Genomic DNA, 14,823 nt, shown 5'->3' with positions numbered 1-14,823 from the left:
CACGTCGATGTGGCGCGAAGGTGCTTCCGGGGTGCAGCGCGTGCTGCCGGGCACCCCGGAAGAATACGCAAGAGAAACGGAATGATTGGCGCGAGCGCCGCCTGACGGCCCGCCTATTGTGCGACGGCGGACGCCGTTTGGACAGCGGGCGCCAGCGCATCGGCTTCGGACAGGTCCAGCGCGCTGCCCCCCTCCTCGGCGGTCCGCGCATGGCGGCGGAACAGGCCGAACAGGCCCCGGCCCATGCTGAAACGGGCGAATTCGTCGGCTGGCGCCGCTGCCGGCACTCGCCCGGCAAAGTTAGCCTGGGTGGCAGCATCGCCCACCAGATCGAGTGTGCCCGCCAATGCGTCCACGCGAATGACATCGCCGTCGCGCACCCGAGCCAGCGGCCCGCCTGCCAGCGCCTCCGGCCCGACATGGATTACGGCGGGCACCTTGCCCGACGCACCCGACATGCGGCCATCGGTTACCAGCGCGACCTTGCGTCCGGCATCCTGCAACGCGCCAAGCGCGGGGGTAAGCCGGTGCAACTCGGGCATGCCATTGGCATTCGGGCCCTGGAAGCGCACCACGGCCACCACGTCACGATCGAGCTCGCCCGCCTCGAAGGCGGCCTGCAGCGCTTCCTGCGAATCGAAAACTCGCGCCGGCGCCTCCACCACCCGGTGCTCGTCGGCCACGGCCGAGACCTTGATCACCCCGCGCCCCAGGTTGCCCGCCATCAGCCGCAGCCCCCCCTCGGGCGAGAACGGCGCCGACGCTGGCGCCAGCACCGACTCATCCCCGCTCGTGGCCGGGCCAGCCCGCCAGCGCAGCACGCCATCGGTCATGACCGGCTCCTCGGTGTAGCGCTTCAGGCCGGGGCCCGCCACGGTCTGCACGTCCTCGTGCAGCAGACCGGCGTCGAGCAGTTGGGCAATCACATAGGCCACGCCGCCCGCTGCGTGAAAATGGTTCACATCGGCCGAGCCATTCGGATACACACGCGCCAGCAATGGCGTGATGGCTGACAGGCCGTTGAAATCGTTCCAGTCGATCAGGATGCCGGCGGCACGTGCCATCGCCACCAGGTGAATCGTGTGGTTGGTCGAGCCACCAGTGGCCAGCAGGCCAACCATCGCGTTGACGATCGCCCGTTCATCGACAATCTTCGCCAGCGGGGTATAGGCGTCACCGCGAGCGATCAGCGCCAGCGCCCGCTGGGCTGCCGCGGCGGTCAGCGGGTCACGCAGGCCGCTGTCCGGGTGCACGAACGCCGAGCCGGGCATGTGCAGGCCCATGATCTCCATCAGGAACTGGTTGCTATTGGCGGTGCCATAGAAGGTGCAGGTACCCGCGCCGTGATAGGCGGCGCATTCGGCCTCCAGCAACGCATCGCGCCCGACCTGCCCGGTGGCATACAGCTGGCGCACACGCGCCTTTTCCTTGTTCGACAGGCCCGTTGCCATCGGCCCGGCCGGGACGAACACGATCGGCAAATGGCCAAACTGCAGCGCCCCCATCAGCAAACCCGGCACGATCTTGTCGCACACGCCCAGCATTAGCGCCGCGTCGAATGTGTTGTGCGACAGCGCGACAGCCGTGCCCATCGCGATCGCATCGCGGGAGAACAGCGACAACTCCATGCCGGCGTTGCCCTGGGTAATCCCGTCACACATGGCCGGCACGCCACCCGCCACCTGCGCCACGCCACCCACGGCGCGCGCGGCCTCGCGAATCACGGCCGGGTAACGCTCATAGGGCTGGTGGGCGGACAGCATGTCGTTGTAGGCGGTCACGATGCCGAGATTCGGGGCATGCTCGACCCGCAGCTTGAGCTTGTCGTCCGAAGGCAGTGCGGCGTAGCCGTGGGCAAGGTTCGCGCAGGACATGCCGCGCAAGGGCCCGAGTTCCTGCTGGGCGCGCTCGCACCTGGCCAGATAGGCTGCCCGGCTGGCGCGACTGCGGTCGACAATGCGTTGCGTGACGGCCAGTACCTCGGCATGAACGGCTTGGGACATGTTGGAGTTCTTCCTGGTGGGGAAGCCGAGGCACTCATTGGATGCCTCGGCATGTAGAATTTCTACATTATATCCATGAGACTCACGCTACCGGAAGACATGAGCCTCGGGTAGATGGGCTGATTTATGAGGAATCCGGGTAAATCCCAAGCACAACACCCCGCGTAGGCACTTCCGAGAATCATCGCAATCTGTGTAGAATCTCTACATTATCGAGGCTGCACCGAAGCCAGCCCAGGGACACCGACACAACCGGCGCCCCCCCCCAATACCTTTACGCACGATCCCGCACTCTCTCACCATGCGCGACAGAATCCTTGCCGTCTACGACTCGCTACGCCCGTCCGAACGCCGCCTGGCCGATTACGTGGCACGACACGGTGCGAGCGTCATCCGGCTGACCATGCCGGAACTAGCGGAACGGGCCGGTGTCTCGCAGCCCACGATCGCCCGCTTCTGCGCCGCGCTTGGCTACGACGGCTTCAAGGAGTTCAAGCTTCAGTTCGCTCAGAATGTGGGGGGTGGCACGCCCTTCGTTCACCAGGATGTGGAAGCCGACGATCGGCCTGCCGATATCGCCGGCAAGGTGTTCGATCGCACCATCGCCACGCTGATGTCCGTGCGCAACGCGCTGTCCGCCGACCAGATCGAGCACGGTATCCGGCTACTGGCCGGGGCGCGCCGCATCGAGTTTTATGGCTGCGGCAACTCGGGCATCGTTGCGCTCGACATCCAGCACAAGTTCTTCCGCCTGGGCATTCCCACCACGGCCTATTCGGACCCGCACGTGTTCAGCATGTCCGCAGCGCTGCTGCGCCCGGGCGATGTCGCCGTGCTGGTGTCCAACAGCGGCCGCACATGGGACATGCTCACCGCCGCCACGCTGGCGCGCAGCAGCGGCGCCAGCGTGCTGGCGCTGACCCATAGCGGATCACCGCTCGCCCGCCTTGCGGACGTCTGCGTCTTCTCCGACGTCGAAGAGGACAGCGAGGTCTATACGCCCATGACTTCGCGCATCTGCCATCTCGTGCTCGGCGACGTGCTGGCCGCAGGCGTGGCACTGGATCGCGCCGACTCGGTCGCCGCAGGCCTGCAGCGAGCCAAGGCACATCTGCGCGAGCGCCGGATTGCGGGGGCCGATCCGACGCCGCTAGGCAAGACTCCGGCATCGACCTCGGCCACGACCGCATCCGAGGCGACATCACAAGCATCCAAACCGAGCCGTGCAGCGCGTCGTCCGACAAAATCCGACAGCCCAGACAGCCCCGCCAGCAAGACTACCAAGCCCGCAGCTCACCGTGGCGCGGGGGGCGCGTCCCGCCAATAACGGCGCTGTTGCTGGCGGAACGACGTCACCACATGGTCGCCGCCGCCCGTGACGATCGACACCGCGCCGGTTTCATCGGTGCGATACCGCGCCGCCCCCGCACGCGCGTACCGCTGCCAGACATCGTCACGCGGATGCCCGTGCCGGTTTGCGAAACCAAGCTGAAACACCGCCACTTCGGGCTGTACAGCCCGCAGAAAACCCGCATGTGAAGACGTGCCACTGCCGTGATGCGGCACCAGCAGGAAATCCGCGCGCAATCGCTCACCTAGTTCGCTATCAATCAGCCGCCGCTCCTCCGATACACCTATATCGCCGGTCAGTAGCATGCTGCGCTGCGCCGTTGCCACGCGGAGCACGCAACTCCGGGCGTTGGCCGACAGGTGCCGCCGCGCCAGATCCTCTTCCGTCGGGTGCAGGACCTCGAAGTCCACACCATCCCAACGCCACGCAACGCCAGCCAGACACGGCTGCCACGCGCGCCCCTCCGGCAAGCGTGGCAGTGGCTTGTTCCCAGGCCCTTCCGCCGTCAGCCCCCGCGCTACCGGCACGGCCTGCAACACGGCGTCAACGCCGCCCGCGTGGTCGTCATGCTCATGGCTGACCATCAACATATCCAGATGCCGCACCCCGGTCGCACGGAGATAGGGCACGATCACCTGACCACCTGCGCTGGCACCCGACACATACGAAGGCCCTGTGTCGTAGAGCAGCGCGTGGCGGCGCGTTTCCACGAGCACGGCTTCACCCTGCCCGACGTCGAGCGCCGTCACGCGCATTTCCCCTTCCTCCACCGGCTCGCGCCCGGCCGAGAGCATCGGCGCCATCAGCAGCGCGCCCAACCAGCGCGGCACGATCCGCACTCGCCTGGCGCCTTTCGCATCGGACGGACGGGGGATGAGCAGGACGTAGACACCAGCCAATGCCAGCCCGGTCGCCACCGTCCCCGGATGCGCGGCCTCCCATACCGCCCACGCAGGCGCGGCCAGCCACGCGAGCCCCCCGACCAACCACTCCAGCGCTTTGTGGGCAATCCACAGCAACGGCGCAGCCCAGTCAGGCGGCAACACCGCGCCAGCCAGCGCCAGCGGCGTAACAAGCAGACTGACCACCGGAATCGCCACGGCATTGGCGAACACGGATACCACCGATACCTGCCCGAACAGCAGAAGCGTCAACGGTACGAGCCCAATAGTCACCGACCATTGCGTGCGCGCCGCCTCGGCAACCACGCCCCCAATCCGGCTCATCCAGCGGCTCACCCAGCTTCTCGGATCCGCCTGCCGTTCCTCCACCGTCTCCCCATCCCCACTGCCGTCGCCCCGCGCGCCCAGGAAGATCACCGCCACCGCGCCAAATGACAGCCAGAAGCCCGGTGACATCACCGCCCATGGATCGATGGCCACCGAGATCCCCGCCGCCCAGGCGAGCACTACCGTCGGCGGTGGTGTCCGCCCGCTCCACAGCGCCACGGCAGCGACCATCAGCATCGATACCGTGCGCAGTGCCGGAATCTGCATGCCCGCAATCAGCCCGTAGCCGAGCGCCGCCTGCACCGCTACCACCATCGCCACCTTCTGCGCGGGCCAGATCAGCGGCAGCGGCCGCCGGAGCCAGCGCCCGATGCCGAACGAATGGCGCCAAAGCAGGCCCGCCAGCGCCGCAGCCACCCCCGATATCATCGTGATGTGCAGCCCGGAGATGCTGACCAGATGGGAGATGCCGGTACGTCGGAACACATCCCAGTCCGCCTGCCCAATGCCCCGCTGATCACCGATCACCAGCGCGACGAGCACTGCCCGGTATTGCGCATCGGACGGCAACGCCGCCCACAAGCGGTCACGCAATCCGGCCCGCCACTGCGTGATCCGGATCGACAACGGCATCGCGACATCACGATCCAGCAACTGACCGTGGCGTACATAGCCCGTCGCCCCGATGCCTTCGGCAAGTAGCCAGTAGCCATAGTCGAAACCATGCGGATTCGCGAGACCGCGCGGTCTGCGCAGACGGACCGTCAACCGATGGCGCTGGCCGGGCCGCAGCACCTCCGGCGGATCTCGCCACGTCAGCAATACCCTGTGCGGTAATGGCGCTGTTGACAGTGGCGCCACCCCTTCGTGGCGATCTCCCATCACCACGCCACCCGACGCCCCGCTCTCCACCGTGAACAGGAACCGCGTGCCGTGCGGGGCCGCGTCCGGCAATCCGCTGACAACACCATCGATGATCTGGTCACGCCCTGCCAGCGACGGGTCCAGCCACGCGCCGAGCCGCACGTCCGCCCGCCACGCCGACCAACCCAGCCCCACGAGTGCCGCGATCGACAAGCTCACCAACCATCGAACCCAGATTACCCATCGCGCCCCACGCCCACGCAACCCCCAGACCCCAAGCAGTCCAACCAGCGCAAAACACCCACAACCGACCCAATCCCATGGCCCCGGCAATGCTGCCTGCTGCTGCAACCACCAGCAGCCCACCACGAACGCGAGCAGCACTGCACGCATAGCAAGGCACGCCCCCGCATCTGATTGCTGAAGGGCTTATTTGTACTGCGATTGACAGCTGGGAAAGGTGACCGAGCGATACGTCGGTGTGTCAGAAGGTTAAATCTGCGCGCGGAGCGCTGAGGGCCGCCTAGCGAGGGGCCATGACATCCGCGAACGCCGCCAGTCTTGGCAGCGCGGCCACGGAATTGCGCCACATGGTATCGGCGAGCTCTCGTTCCGAGACGCCGCGCAGCTCGGCCATGACGCGCGCCACGCCCACCACTTCCGCAGGCGTATTACGGGCCTTGTGCTGCTCGCCGAACTGATCGTCGGAAAGCCAGGCGGGCGCGATATCGGGCGCGTCCGTTTCCAGCACGATCGACTCGATCGGCAATTCGGCGGCCAGGCGGCGGATCTGCCGCGCTCGGGAAAACGTCACGTTGCCGCCGAATCCGAGCTTCATGCCGTGGGTCACGTAGTGGTACGCCTGATCGTGACTGCCGTTGAACGCATGGGCGATACCCTGCCGCACGCCCGCGCGACGCAGCTGCGCCAGGATCTGGTCCTGCGACTTGCGCACGTGCAGCAGCACGGGCAGGTCGAAGTCGCGCGCGATCTTCAACTGCTCCGCGTACAGCCAGGTTTGATGGGTGGCGTCGAGCCCAGGCACGAAGAAGTCGAGCCCGATTTCGCCAATGGCAACGAGGCGCGGGTCGTCGATCGACGCCGTCACCTGGCGGCGCAGTTCATCGAGATCGGCCTGCCCGGCGGCCCGCGAGTACAGCGGGTGGATGCCGAGCGCATAGACGCAGCGTGGGTCGGCATGCGCCAGCCCACGCACCACGTCGAAGTTCGCCACTGCGACGGCCGGCAACACAATGCCGGTCACACCGGCTGCCGCAGCCGCATCCGTGACATCAGCCCGGTCGGCATCGAACTCGCTGACGTCGAGGTGGCAGTGCGTATCGATCCACATGGCGGGGGCTGAGTGAAAGCGAAGGGAAGACTGTGGGTTGGCTACCGGCGCTCAACGCTCTTGATGCAGATGACCGTCGCGCAGCCGCAGCACGCGGTCGCAACGGCCAGCCAGATCAAGGTCGTGGGTGACGATCACGAAGCTCGTGCCCAGCGTGCGTGACAGTTCCAGCATCAGGTCGTACACGCCGCCTGCCGTGTGGTCGTCGAGGTTGCCGGTCGGCTCATCGGCCAGTACGCAGGCCGGCTTTCCGACCAGCGCGCGGGCAATTGCCACGCGCTGGCGCTCGCCGCCCGAGAGTTCGCCGGGGCGGTGTTTCGAGCGGCCGCCGAGCCCCACGCGCTCAAGCACGGCCTGCGCCTCGGCACGCGCGGCGGGCTCGCTCAGGCCGCGGATGCGCATTGGCATCGCCACGTTGTCGAGCGCGGTGAACTCCGGCAGCAGATGGTGAAACTGATAGACGAAGCCCAGCGAGCGGTTGCGCACGATATTGCGTTCCTTCTCGCGTAGCGCCGTGAACGGCTTGCCCAGCAGCGCCACGCGGCCGGCGTCGGGGTTGTCGAGCCCGCCCAGCACGTGCAGCAGTGTCGATTTGCCCGAACCGGAAGCACCGACGATGGCCACCTTCTCGCCAGCGTCGACGCGCACATCCACGCCGCGCAGGACTTCGACGTCCAGGCCGCCCTGTTTGAAACGCTTGGTCAGGCCCTCGCCCAGCAGGACCGGCGTGCCGGTTGGCGTGCCAGCGCCGTGGGTGCCGGCCTGGAATGAGGCCTCGGGGAGCAGCGTCGTATCACTCATAGCGCAGCGCCTCCGCCGGGTTCACGCGCGAGGCGCGCCAGCTCGGGTAGATCGTTGCCAGCGAGGCCAGCACGAAGGAAATGATACCGATGGTAGCGATGTCGTTCACGCGAGGATCCGAAGGCAATTCGCTGATGAAATAGATGTCCTTGGGCAGGAACTGCACATGGAGGATCCGCTCGATGAAAGGCACGATCACGTCGATATTTGTGGCGATCAGTGTGCCGCCCAATACGCCAAGCAAGGTGCCGATGAAGCCGATGGCCACGCCCTGAACGATGAAGATCTTCATGATCGAGCGCGGCTGGGCGCCCATCGTGCGCAGGATCGCGATGTCGGCCTGCTTGTCAGTCACGGTCATGACCAGCGTGGACACCAGGTTGAATGCGGCCACGGCGATAATCAGCGTCAGGATGATGAACATCATGCGCTTTTCGGTCTGCACGGCGGCGAACCAGTTGCGGTTCTGCTTCGACCAGTCGCGCAGGTAGAGGTCGCCACTCATGGTGCCCGCCAGTTCCTGGGCCACCTGCGGCGCGCGCTGCATGTCCTGCAGCTTCAGGCGCACGCCCGTGGGTCCGTTCTGGCGGAACAGCGTTTCCGCATCAACGATGTCGATCAACGCCAGCGCGCTGTCGAACTCGTAGTGACCCGACGAGAACACGCCGACCACGGTGAACTGCTTGAGACGCGGCAGCATTCCGGCCGGCGTGATCGTGCCTTGCGGCACCACCAGCATCACCTTGTCGCCCACGCGCACGCCCAGCGCATTGGCCAGTTCGCTGCCGAGTGCGATGCCGAAGCCGCCCGGCGCCAGCGCGTTCATGCTGCCGGCGCGGAACTGGTTGGCGATATCCGACACCTTGGGCTCTTCGGCGGGGTCCACGCCGCGCAGCAGCACGCCGCGCACTGCGTCCTCCCGCGTCATCATGGCCTGGGCCGCCACGTACGGCGCGGCGCCCACCACTTCCTTGTTGCGCAGGGCCTCGGCGGCCGTCTTCTGCCAGTCCGTCAGCGGCGCGGCGCCGATGACTTCGATGTGCGACAGCACCGACAGCATCCGATCGCGCACTTCCTTCTGGAAGCCGTTCATGACCGAGAGCACGACGATCAGGGCGGCCACGCCAAGCGCGATGCCCATCATCGAAATCATCGAAATGAATGAAATGAACGTATTGCGGCTGGCGCGCTTGCTCGCGCGGGTGTAGCGCCAGCCGATCTGCCATTCGTAAGGAAAGTTCAAGAGGAGTCCTGTTGTTCGAGGAAAAGCGCCGACGGCAGTTTATCGGTTATCCGGTAACGGGAAACTGGCGCCGGCCAGCCGGGAGTTTACAATCTCGCCAACCATGATGACGCACCTGACCCTGATTGTGCCTTTTTCCGTCCCGCCCGGTGCCGGCGACGACGCCTCGGACGATGTCGTGCCCGGTGCGCTGTTGCGGCAGTTGGAGTTGCCGGCGCTCGGAAAGTTGCTGACGCGCGCCACCCCCGGCCCTCGCGAGATGCACGACGATCCCTACCTGCGCACACTGCCGCAGGAGCGCTGGCTGGCCGGACGGGCCGGACTGGATACCACGCGAGTGCCGACTGCGCCCTTCATGCGGCTGGCGGATCACCGCGGCATCGCCCCGCCCCCCACGCAAGCAGCCGGGGAAGGCGGCTGGGCCTGCCTGCAGCCGGTCCACATCCATGCCGCGCGCGATCACCTGGTGCTGATGCACCCGGACCAGCTCGACATCCGCCCCGACGAGACAGCCGCCCTGCACGCCGCCATCGCCGGGCTGCTGGACGAGGCAGGCATCACGATCGATACCCCCCACCCTGCCCGCTGGTACATCCCCGATGGCATGTTCGGGGACTTGACCGCGACCACGCCGGTGCGCGCCACCGGCCGCAATATTGATATCTGGATGCAGGCTGGCCCGAAAGCGCGCGACTGGCGCCGCCTGCAGAACGAGATCCAGATGACCTGGCACGGGCACCCGGTGAACGAGGCGCGCGAGGCCGATGGACGGCTGACCGTCAATTCCGTGTGGCTGCACGGCGGCGGCAGTGCCAACGCGGCGCGCAAGCTGGCTGACACGGTGCTGACCGACGACCCGTTCCTGGCCGGGCTCGGCCTGGCCGGTGGCAGCCGCCTGGGGCCGCAGCCGGCCCGCTTCGCCGACATCGCTAATACCGATGGCTCGGTCATGACGCTGCTCGACAGTGCCACCGAAGCCCATATCGCTGCGGACTGGGGGCTGTGGCTGGAGCGGATGCACACGCTCGACGCTGAATGGTTCGCGCCGGTGCTGGCCGCGCTCGGCGAGGGCCGGATTCAGGCCGTGACGCTGGTGCTCGGCGGCGAAAACCACTTTGCCGAGTTCACCGTCACACGGGCCGACCTGCGCAAATTCTGGCGCGGGCTGGGCTCGCGCGGAGACTGGCGCGCCCTGCTGTCCGACCTGGCCATGGTCTCCTGACCCGGCGGCCTGACATCACATTGACGAATTCGAACGCGAACGCCACATGACCCGGATTGCCATCCGCTCCTTTTCCGACGAACACGCAAAGGCCCTGGCGGCCTCGGGTCTGCATCCGACGCTGGCGCGCATCCTGTCCGCGCGTGGCGTAGCCCAACCCTCCGAACTGGCCACGGACCTGCCCGAACTGGCGCCGCCGGCCAGCATGAAAGGTATCGGCCATGCGGCCGAGTACCTGGCCGACGCGATTGCCGCGAATCGCAAGCTGCTGATCGTGGCTGACTACGACTGCGATGGCGCTACGGCCTGCGCGGTGGGCGTGCGCGGGCTGCGCATGCTGGGCGCGCGCGTGGACTACATCGTGCCGAACCGCTTCGAGTACGGCTACGGGCTGACGCCGGAGATCGTCGAACTGGCAGCCCGGCAACATCCTGACGCGATCGTCACGGTCGACAACGGCATCGCCAGCGTCGACGGTGTGGCAGCCGCCAACGCACGCGGCATCGACGTCGTGGTGACCGACCACCACCTGCCCGGCGAGACACTGCCCGACGCGGCGGTGATCGTGAACCCGAATCAGCCGGGATGCGAGTTCCCGAGCAAGAATCTGGCGGGTGTCGGGGTGATGTTCTACGTGCTGCTGGCCCTGCGCGCTGAACTGCGCCGCCGCGGCGTGTACACCCAGGCCACTCAGCCACCGCTGCAAACCCTGCTGGATCTCGTGGCGCTTGGCACGGTAGCCGACGTGGTCAAACTGGACACGAACAACCGGATTCTGGTGGCCCAGGGGCTCAAGCGCATGCGCGCAGGACGGATGCATCCCGGCGTGGCGGCACTGTTCCGTGCCGCCGGCCGCGAAGCCGCGCGCGCCAACACGTTCGACCTCGGCTTCGGCCTGGGCCCGCGCCTGAATGCGGCGGGCCGGCTGGCTGATATGTCGCTCGGCATCGAGTGCCTGCTGACCGACGATGCCAATCGCGCCTGGGAAATCGCCCAGGAACTGGATGGCATGAACCGCGAGCGGCGCGATATCGAGGCCGGGATGCAGCAGGAAGCACTTCAAATCCTCGAACAGCCGCTGGCCGGGCTGGACCCGACATCGCGCCACACCGTCAGCGTGTTCCATGACACGTGGCACCAGGGCGTGATCGGCATCGTCGCATCGCGGCTCAAGGAAAAATTCCACCGCCCGACCATCACATTCGCGCCCGGCGACGAGGAGCACATCAAGGGTTCAGGGCGATCGATCCCCGGTTTTCACCTGCGCGACGCGCTGGATCTGGTGTCGAAGCGCCACCCGGGCCTGCTGGTGAAGTTCGGCGGACACGCGATGGCGGCCGGTTTGACCGTGCGCGCCAAGGACTTCGACACCTTTGTCAGCGCGTTTGAGGAAGTTGGCCGCGAATGGCTGACCGATGACCAACTGGCGCGCGTGATCGAGACCGACGGCGATATCGAGGACGCGTGCTTCAGCCCGGAATTCGTCACCCTGCTCGAAGGCCAGGTCTGGGGCCAGGGTTTCCCGGCACCGACGTTCTGCGGCGAATTCGACGTATTGCGCCAGACCGTGCTCAAGGGCAAGCACCTGAAACTCCAGCTCGGTCGGGGCAGCCAGCGCTTCGATGCCATCTGGTTCAACCATGCCGATGCGCTTGATGGCGCCAGCGCAATGGTGGCTTACCGGCTCGACAACAACACGTTCAACGGAATGACCCGGGTGCAACTGGTCATCGAGCACGCGCAGTAAGGGCAACCGTTTGTTTTCTCCTCTCCCGCCTGCGGGAGAGGGGGCGAACCGTCTGACAGGCGGCTCCTACCCCCTACCCCCGAGAAGGCAGATAATTCGCCGGATTCAGCGGCCGACCGTTGCCGCGCACCTCGAAATGCAGTTCGGCGGCCTGCGCCATGCTGCCAATCTCCTGGCCTGCGGTAACGCGATCGCCCTCCTTGACCAGCGGCTTGTCCAGGTTGCCGTAGACGGTCAGCCAGTCGTCGTTGTGCTTGACGATGACCAACATGCCGTAGCCACGCAGCGTGCCGACGTGAATCGCCCAGCCCGGCGCGGCCGCGCGGACCTTGCCGCCAGCCGGTACCTCGATACGCATTCCCTTCTCCGCCGGCGGCGCGAAACGGCCCGAGACACGGCCATCGGCTGGCCATTGCAGGCTGATCGAACTGGCGGGCGGCTTGGCGGACGGCATGTCCTGGACGGGACGCGCGGGCTTGTCGGACTGCGGCGCCGCCGCCGATGTGGAGGCGCCGCCGGGAGGACGGACGCGAATCAGTTGCCCAACCTCGATCTGGTTGGTGTTCGACATATTGTTCCAGCGTGCCAGTTCGGACACCGAGCGCTTGTTCCGGCGCGCGATCGAATACAGCGTGTCGCCACGCTCGACGCGGTAGAAACCGTCCGGAGCCGGCTCGGTCGGCGTGGTGCCGCAAGCCGCCAGCAGGGCGGACAGGGAAATCGCGGCGAGGCTGCCGAGTGCGCCCAGGGCACGGCGGCGGGTCTGCAGATTGGCGTGGTGCGTTCGATTCATGCGCCGAAATCACTCCTGAAAAATGGCGCCGGGGTGGGCGCGGTTCGGGCGTTATTGTCGCCGAAGCGGCGAGAAGGCTCCGCGAATAGACCGTTCGCTGCGCGAACGGTTCGCATTTTCGTTGCGAGAACTGTCCGCCCCACCCCGGATTTGCCCCGTCAATCCGCTATAATTCCCGGTTTTGAAGCGCAAGAACACTACAACATGGAAGCAGAACGCCTGAACGCCATCTCCGGTGCAATCTCCGATCTCCGTTCCCGGACGGAAGATCTACGGGGGTATCTTTGACTACGATGTCAAAGTAAACCGGCTGGATGAAGTCAACGGGTTGCTCGAAGACCCCGACGTCTGGAACAACCCCAAGCGAGCCCAGGACCTGGGCAAGGAAAAGAAGGCGCTGGAAGGCGTCGTGCAGGTACTCGGCAAGCTGACCGACGACCTCAACGGCACGGACGAGCTATTCGAGCTTGCCCGCGAGGAAGGCGACGACGAGACACTCGAATCCATCGAGGCCGACGTCTCTGGCTTCGAGGCCCTGGTGGCGGACATGGAGTTCCGCCGCATGTTCTCGGGCGAGATGGACCAGGCCAACGCGTTCATCGACATCCAGGCGGGCGCCGGCGGTACCGAGGCCTGCGACTGGGCGTCGATGCTGCTGCGCCAGTACCTGAAGTACTGCGAGCGCAAGGGTTTCAAGGCCGAAGTGCTGGAAGAATCCGAAGGCGACGTGGCCGGCATCAAGAGCGCGACGATCAAGGTCGAGGGCGAATATGCGTTCGGCTACCTGCGCACGGAAACCGGCGTGCATCGCCTGGTGCGGAAGTCGCCGTTCGATTCGTCGGGCGGGCGCCATACGTCGTTCTCGTCGGTCTTCGTCTACCCCGAAGTGGACGATTCGTTCGAGGTGGAGGTCAACCCGGCCGATCTGCGCGTGGATACCTACCGCGCGTCGGGTGCCGGTGGTCAGCACATCAACAAGACCGACTCCGCCGTGCGGATCACGCACATGCCCACCGGCATCGTCGTGCAGTGCCAGAACGACCGTTCACAGCACCGCAACCGCGCCGAGGCCATGTCCATGCTGAAATCGCGCCTGTACGAGCATGAAATGCGCAAGCGTCAGGCGGAAGCCGACAAGCTCGAAGCCGGCAAGACGGACGTGGGCTGGGGCCACCAGATCCGCTCGTACGTGCTGGACCAGAGCCGTATCAAGGACCTGCGCACCAACGTGGAAATGTCCAACACCCAGAAGGTGCTGGATGGTGACCTCGACCCGTTCATCGAGGCCAGCCTGAAACAGGGGTTGTAATCCAGACGCCTGATACTCAGGTCCTGGCAATTTCTGCCGAAGATTGCAGATAGACGTCGCCGCGCAATGTCCCCGGACAAACTCGGGGCCTGCGCGGCGATTCCGATGCCATCTCACTGAACAAGGTCCACTCACATGACCACCGGAACGCCCCGCTCCACCCATCTCTACATCGTCACCGGCGCCTCGCGCGGCCTGGGGGCCGCCCTGGTTCGCGCGCTGCTGGTACCCGGCAACCGCGTGATCGGCGTGGCGCGCAGCCGCAACCCCGAGCTCGAGGCCGAGGCTACGGCCAGCGGCGTGCGCGTGGCCTGGCATCTGCAGGATCTGTCGCAGCCTGGCCCGTCGGCCGGCTGGCTGGCGAGCGTGCTCGATGCCGTGGAAGAGGCGCCCGCCAGCATCACCCTGATCCTGAACGCCGGGGTCGTCGAGCCGATCGGTCCGATCACGCAACTGCATGACAGCACGCTGGTGCCGCATCTGCAGACCAACCTGGTCACGCCGATGACCATGACCGGTGCGTTCATCGAACATACGGTGCGCTTCGATTGCCCGCGCAAGGTGCTGGCAATCTCGTCGGGCGCCGCGCGCAACCCCGTACCGGGGTGGTCTGCCTACTGCGCCGGCAAGGCTGGCCTGGACATGTTCATCCGCTCGGTGAACACCGAGTACGCGAGCGTGCCCGAGCCGCGCACCTTACGCGCCGTGGCGCTGGCGCCGGGCGTGGTGGATACCGGAATGCAGGAAACCATCCGCGGCGCGGATTTCGCCCAGGTGCAACGCTTCCGCGACCTCAAGGACAACGAACAGCTCGCCTCGCCTGACGATACCGCCCGGCGCATCGTGGCCTATCTGGCCCGTCCCGATTTCGGCACCACCGAACTCGACGACATCCGCAAATACTGAACCG

11 protein-coding genes are annotated in these 14,823 nt (G+C 66.3%); 5 read left to right on the top strand and 6 right to left on the bottom strand.

Features of this window, described 5'->3' with window-relative positions; genetic code table 11:
* Positions 1-113 precede the first annotated feature (113 nt).
* Positions 114-2,003, bottom strand: coding sequence for a phosphogluconate dehydratase (gene edd, locus B2246_RS05315; protein ID WP_008650131.1), 1,890 nt, complete (start codon positions 2,001-2,003; stop codon positions 114-116).
* Positions 2,004-2,304: 301 nt separating this feature from the next.
* Between edd and B2246_RS05310 the strand changes: the two genes are divergently transcribed.
* A complete protein-coding gene (locus tag B2246_RS05310) occupies positions 2,305-3,330 on the top strand; it encodes a MurR/RpiR family transcriptional regulator (RefSeq protein ID WP_008650133.1) in 1,026 nt (341 codons plus the stop codon).
* Here B2246_RS05310 and B2246_RS05305 read toward each other — a convergent pair.
* From B2246_RS05305 to B2246_RS05290, 4 genes are all read right to left on the bottom strand, one after another.
* The gene (locus B2246_RS05305; protein WP_286880197.1) at positions 3,297-5,840 is read right to left on the bottom strand and encodes a DNA internalization-related competence protein ComEC/Rec2; all 2,544 of its coding nucleotides are present in this window, start codon (positions 5,838-5,840) and stop codon (positions 3,297-3,299) included. The genes B2246_RS05310 and B2246_RS05305 overlap by 34 nt on opposite strands.
* A gap of 130 nt (positions 5,841-5,970) precedes the next feature.
* A complete protein-coding gene (locus tag B2246_RS05300; protein WP_286880196.1) occupies positions 5,971-6,798 on the bottom strand; it encodes a TatD family hydrolase in 828 nt (275 codons plus the stop codon).
* A 51-nt stretch (positions 6,799-6,849) separates the two neighbouring features.
* On the bottom strand, positions 6,850-7,599 hold the full coding sequence (locus B2246_RS05295) for an ABC transporter ATP-binding protein (protein ID WP_017514052.1): 750 nt from the start codon (positions 7,597-7,599) through the stop codon (positions 6,850-6,852).
* Complete coding sequence (locus B2246_RS05290) at positions 7,592-8,842, bottom strand: lipoprotein-releasing ABC transporter permease subunit (RefSeq protein WP_035881794.1); 1,251 nt, start codon at positions 8,840-8,842, stop codon at positions 7,592-7,594. The genes B2246_RS05295 and B2246_RS05290 overlap by 8 nt, the downstream gene beginning before the upstream one ends.
* A 103-nt stretch (positions 8,843-8,945) precedes the next feature.
* On the opposite strand from B2246_RS05290, the gene B2246_RS05285 reads away from it, so the two are divergent.
* Entirely contained in the window at positions 8,946-10,064 is a 1,119-nt protein-coding gene (locus B2246_RS05285; protein WP_035881793.1) for a hypothetical protein, read from the top strand.
* Positions 10,065-10,110: 46 nt separating this feature from the next.
* Complete coding sequence (gene recJ / locus B2246_RS05280) at positions 10,111-11,811, top strand: single-stranded-DNA-specific exonuclease RecJ (RefSeq protein ID WP_186425246.1); 1,701 nt, start codon at positions 10,111-10,113, stop codon at positions 11,809-11,811.
* Positions 11,812-11,884: 73 nt separating this feature from the next.
* Here recJ and B2246_RS05275 read toward each other — a convergent pair whose 3' ends face one another.
* Positions 11,885-12,604 (bottom strand): murein hydrolase activator EnvC family protein, encoded by a 720-nt coding sequence (locus tag B2246_RS05275; RefSeq protein WP_008649269.1) that lies wholly within the window; start codon positions 12,602-12,604, stop codon positions 11,885-11,887.
* Positions 12,605-12,808: 204 nt separating this feature from the next.
* Between B2246_RS05275 and prfB the strand changes: the two genes are divergently transcribed.
* Positions 12,809-13,913, top strand: a protein-coding gene (gene prfB / locus B2246_RS05270; protein ID WP_104669723.1) for a peptide chain release factor 2 whose coding sequence is annotated in 2 segments (ribosomal slippage) — positions 12,809-12,889 and positions 12,891-13,913 — 1,104 coding nt in all. Because the reading frame shifts where the segments join, the coding sequence is not laid out codon by codon here.
* Positions 13,914-14,048: 135 nt separating this feature from the next.
* Positions 14,049-14,819, top strand: a complete 771-nt coding sequence (locus tag B2246_RS05265) for an SDR family oxidoreductase (protein ID WP_008649271.1) — start codon at positions 14,049-14,051, stop codon at positions 14,817-14,819.
* Positions 14,820-14,823: the final 4 nt, after the last annotated feature.

This window comes from Cupriavidus sp. UBA2010 (assembly GCF_002335265.1).
Classification (GTDB): domain Bacteria; phylum Pseudomonadota; class Gammaproteobacteria; order Burkholderiales; family Burkholderiaceae; genus Cupriavidus; species Cupriavidus metallidurans.
The sequence above is the reverse complement of the archived record's forward strand: the minus strand, read 5'-3'. Positions and strand labels throughout refer to the sequence as shown.

Excerpts from the sequence above, each read along its gene's own strand:
- B2246_RS05305 (WP_286880197.1), bottom strand. The coding sequence starts at position 5,840 with ATGCGTGCAGTGCTGCTCGCGTTCGTGGTGGGCTGCTGGTGGTTGCAG.
- recJ (WP_186425246.1), top strand. The coding sequence starts at position 10,111 with ATGACCCGGATTGCCATCCGCTCCTTTTCCGACGAACACGCAAAGGCC.
- B2246_RS05295 (WP_017514052.1), bottom strand. The coding sequence starts at position 7,599 with ATGAGTGATACGACGCTGCTCCCCGAGGCCTCATTCCAGGCCGGCACC.
- edd (WP_008650131.1), bottom strand. The coding sequence starts at position 2,003 with ATGTCCCAAGCCGTTCATGCCGAGGTACTGGCCGTCACGCAACGCATT.
- B2246_RS05265 (WP_008649271.1), top strand. The coding sequence starts at position 14,049 with ATGACCACCGGAACGCCCCGCTCCACCCATCTCTACATCGTCACCGGC.
- B2246_RS05310 (WP_008650133.1), top strand. The coding sequence starts at position 2,305 with ATGCGCGACAGAATCCTTGCCGTCTACGACTCGCTACGCCCGTCCGAA.
- B2246_RS05275 (WP_008649269.1), bottom strand. The coding sequence starts at position 12,604 with ATGAATCGAACGCACCACGCCAATCTGCAGACCCGCCGCCGTGCCCTG.
- B2246_RS05285 (WP_035881793.1), top strand. The coding sequence starts at position 8,946 with ATGATGACGCACCTGACCCTGATTGTGCCTTTTTCCGTCCCGCCCGGT.
- B2246_RS05300 (WP_286880196.1), bottom strand. The coding sequence starts at position 6,798 with ATGTGGATCGATACGCACTGCCACCTCGACGTCAGCGAGTTCGATGCC.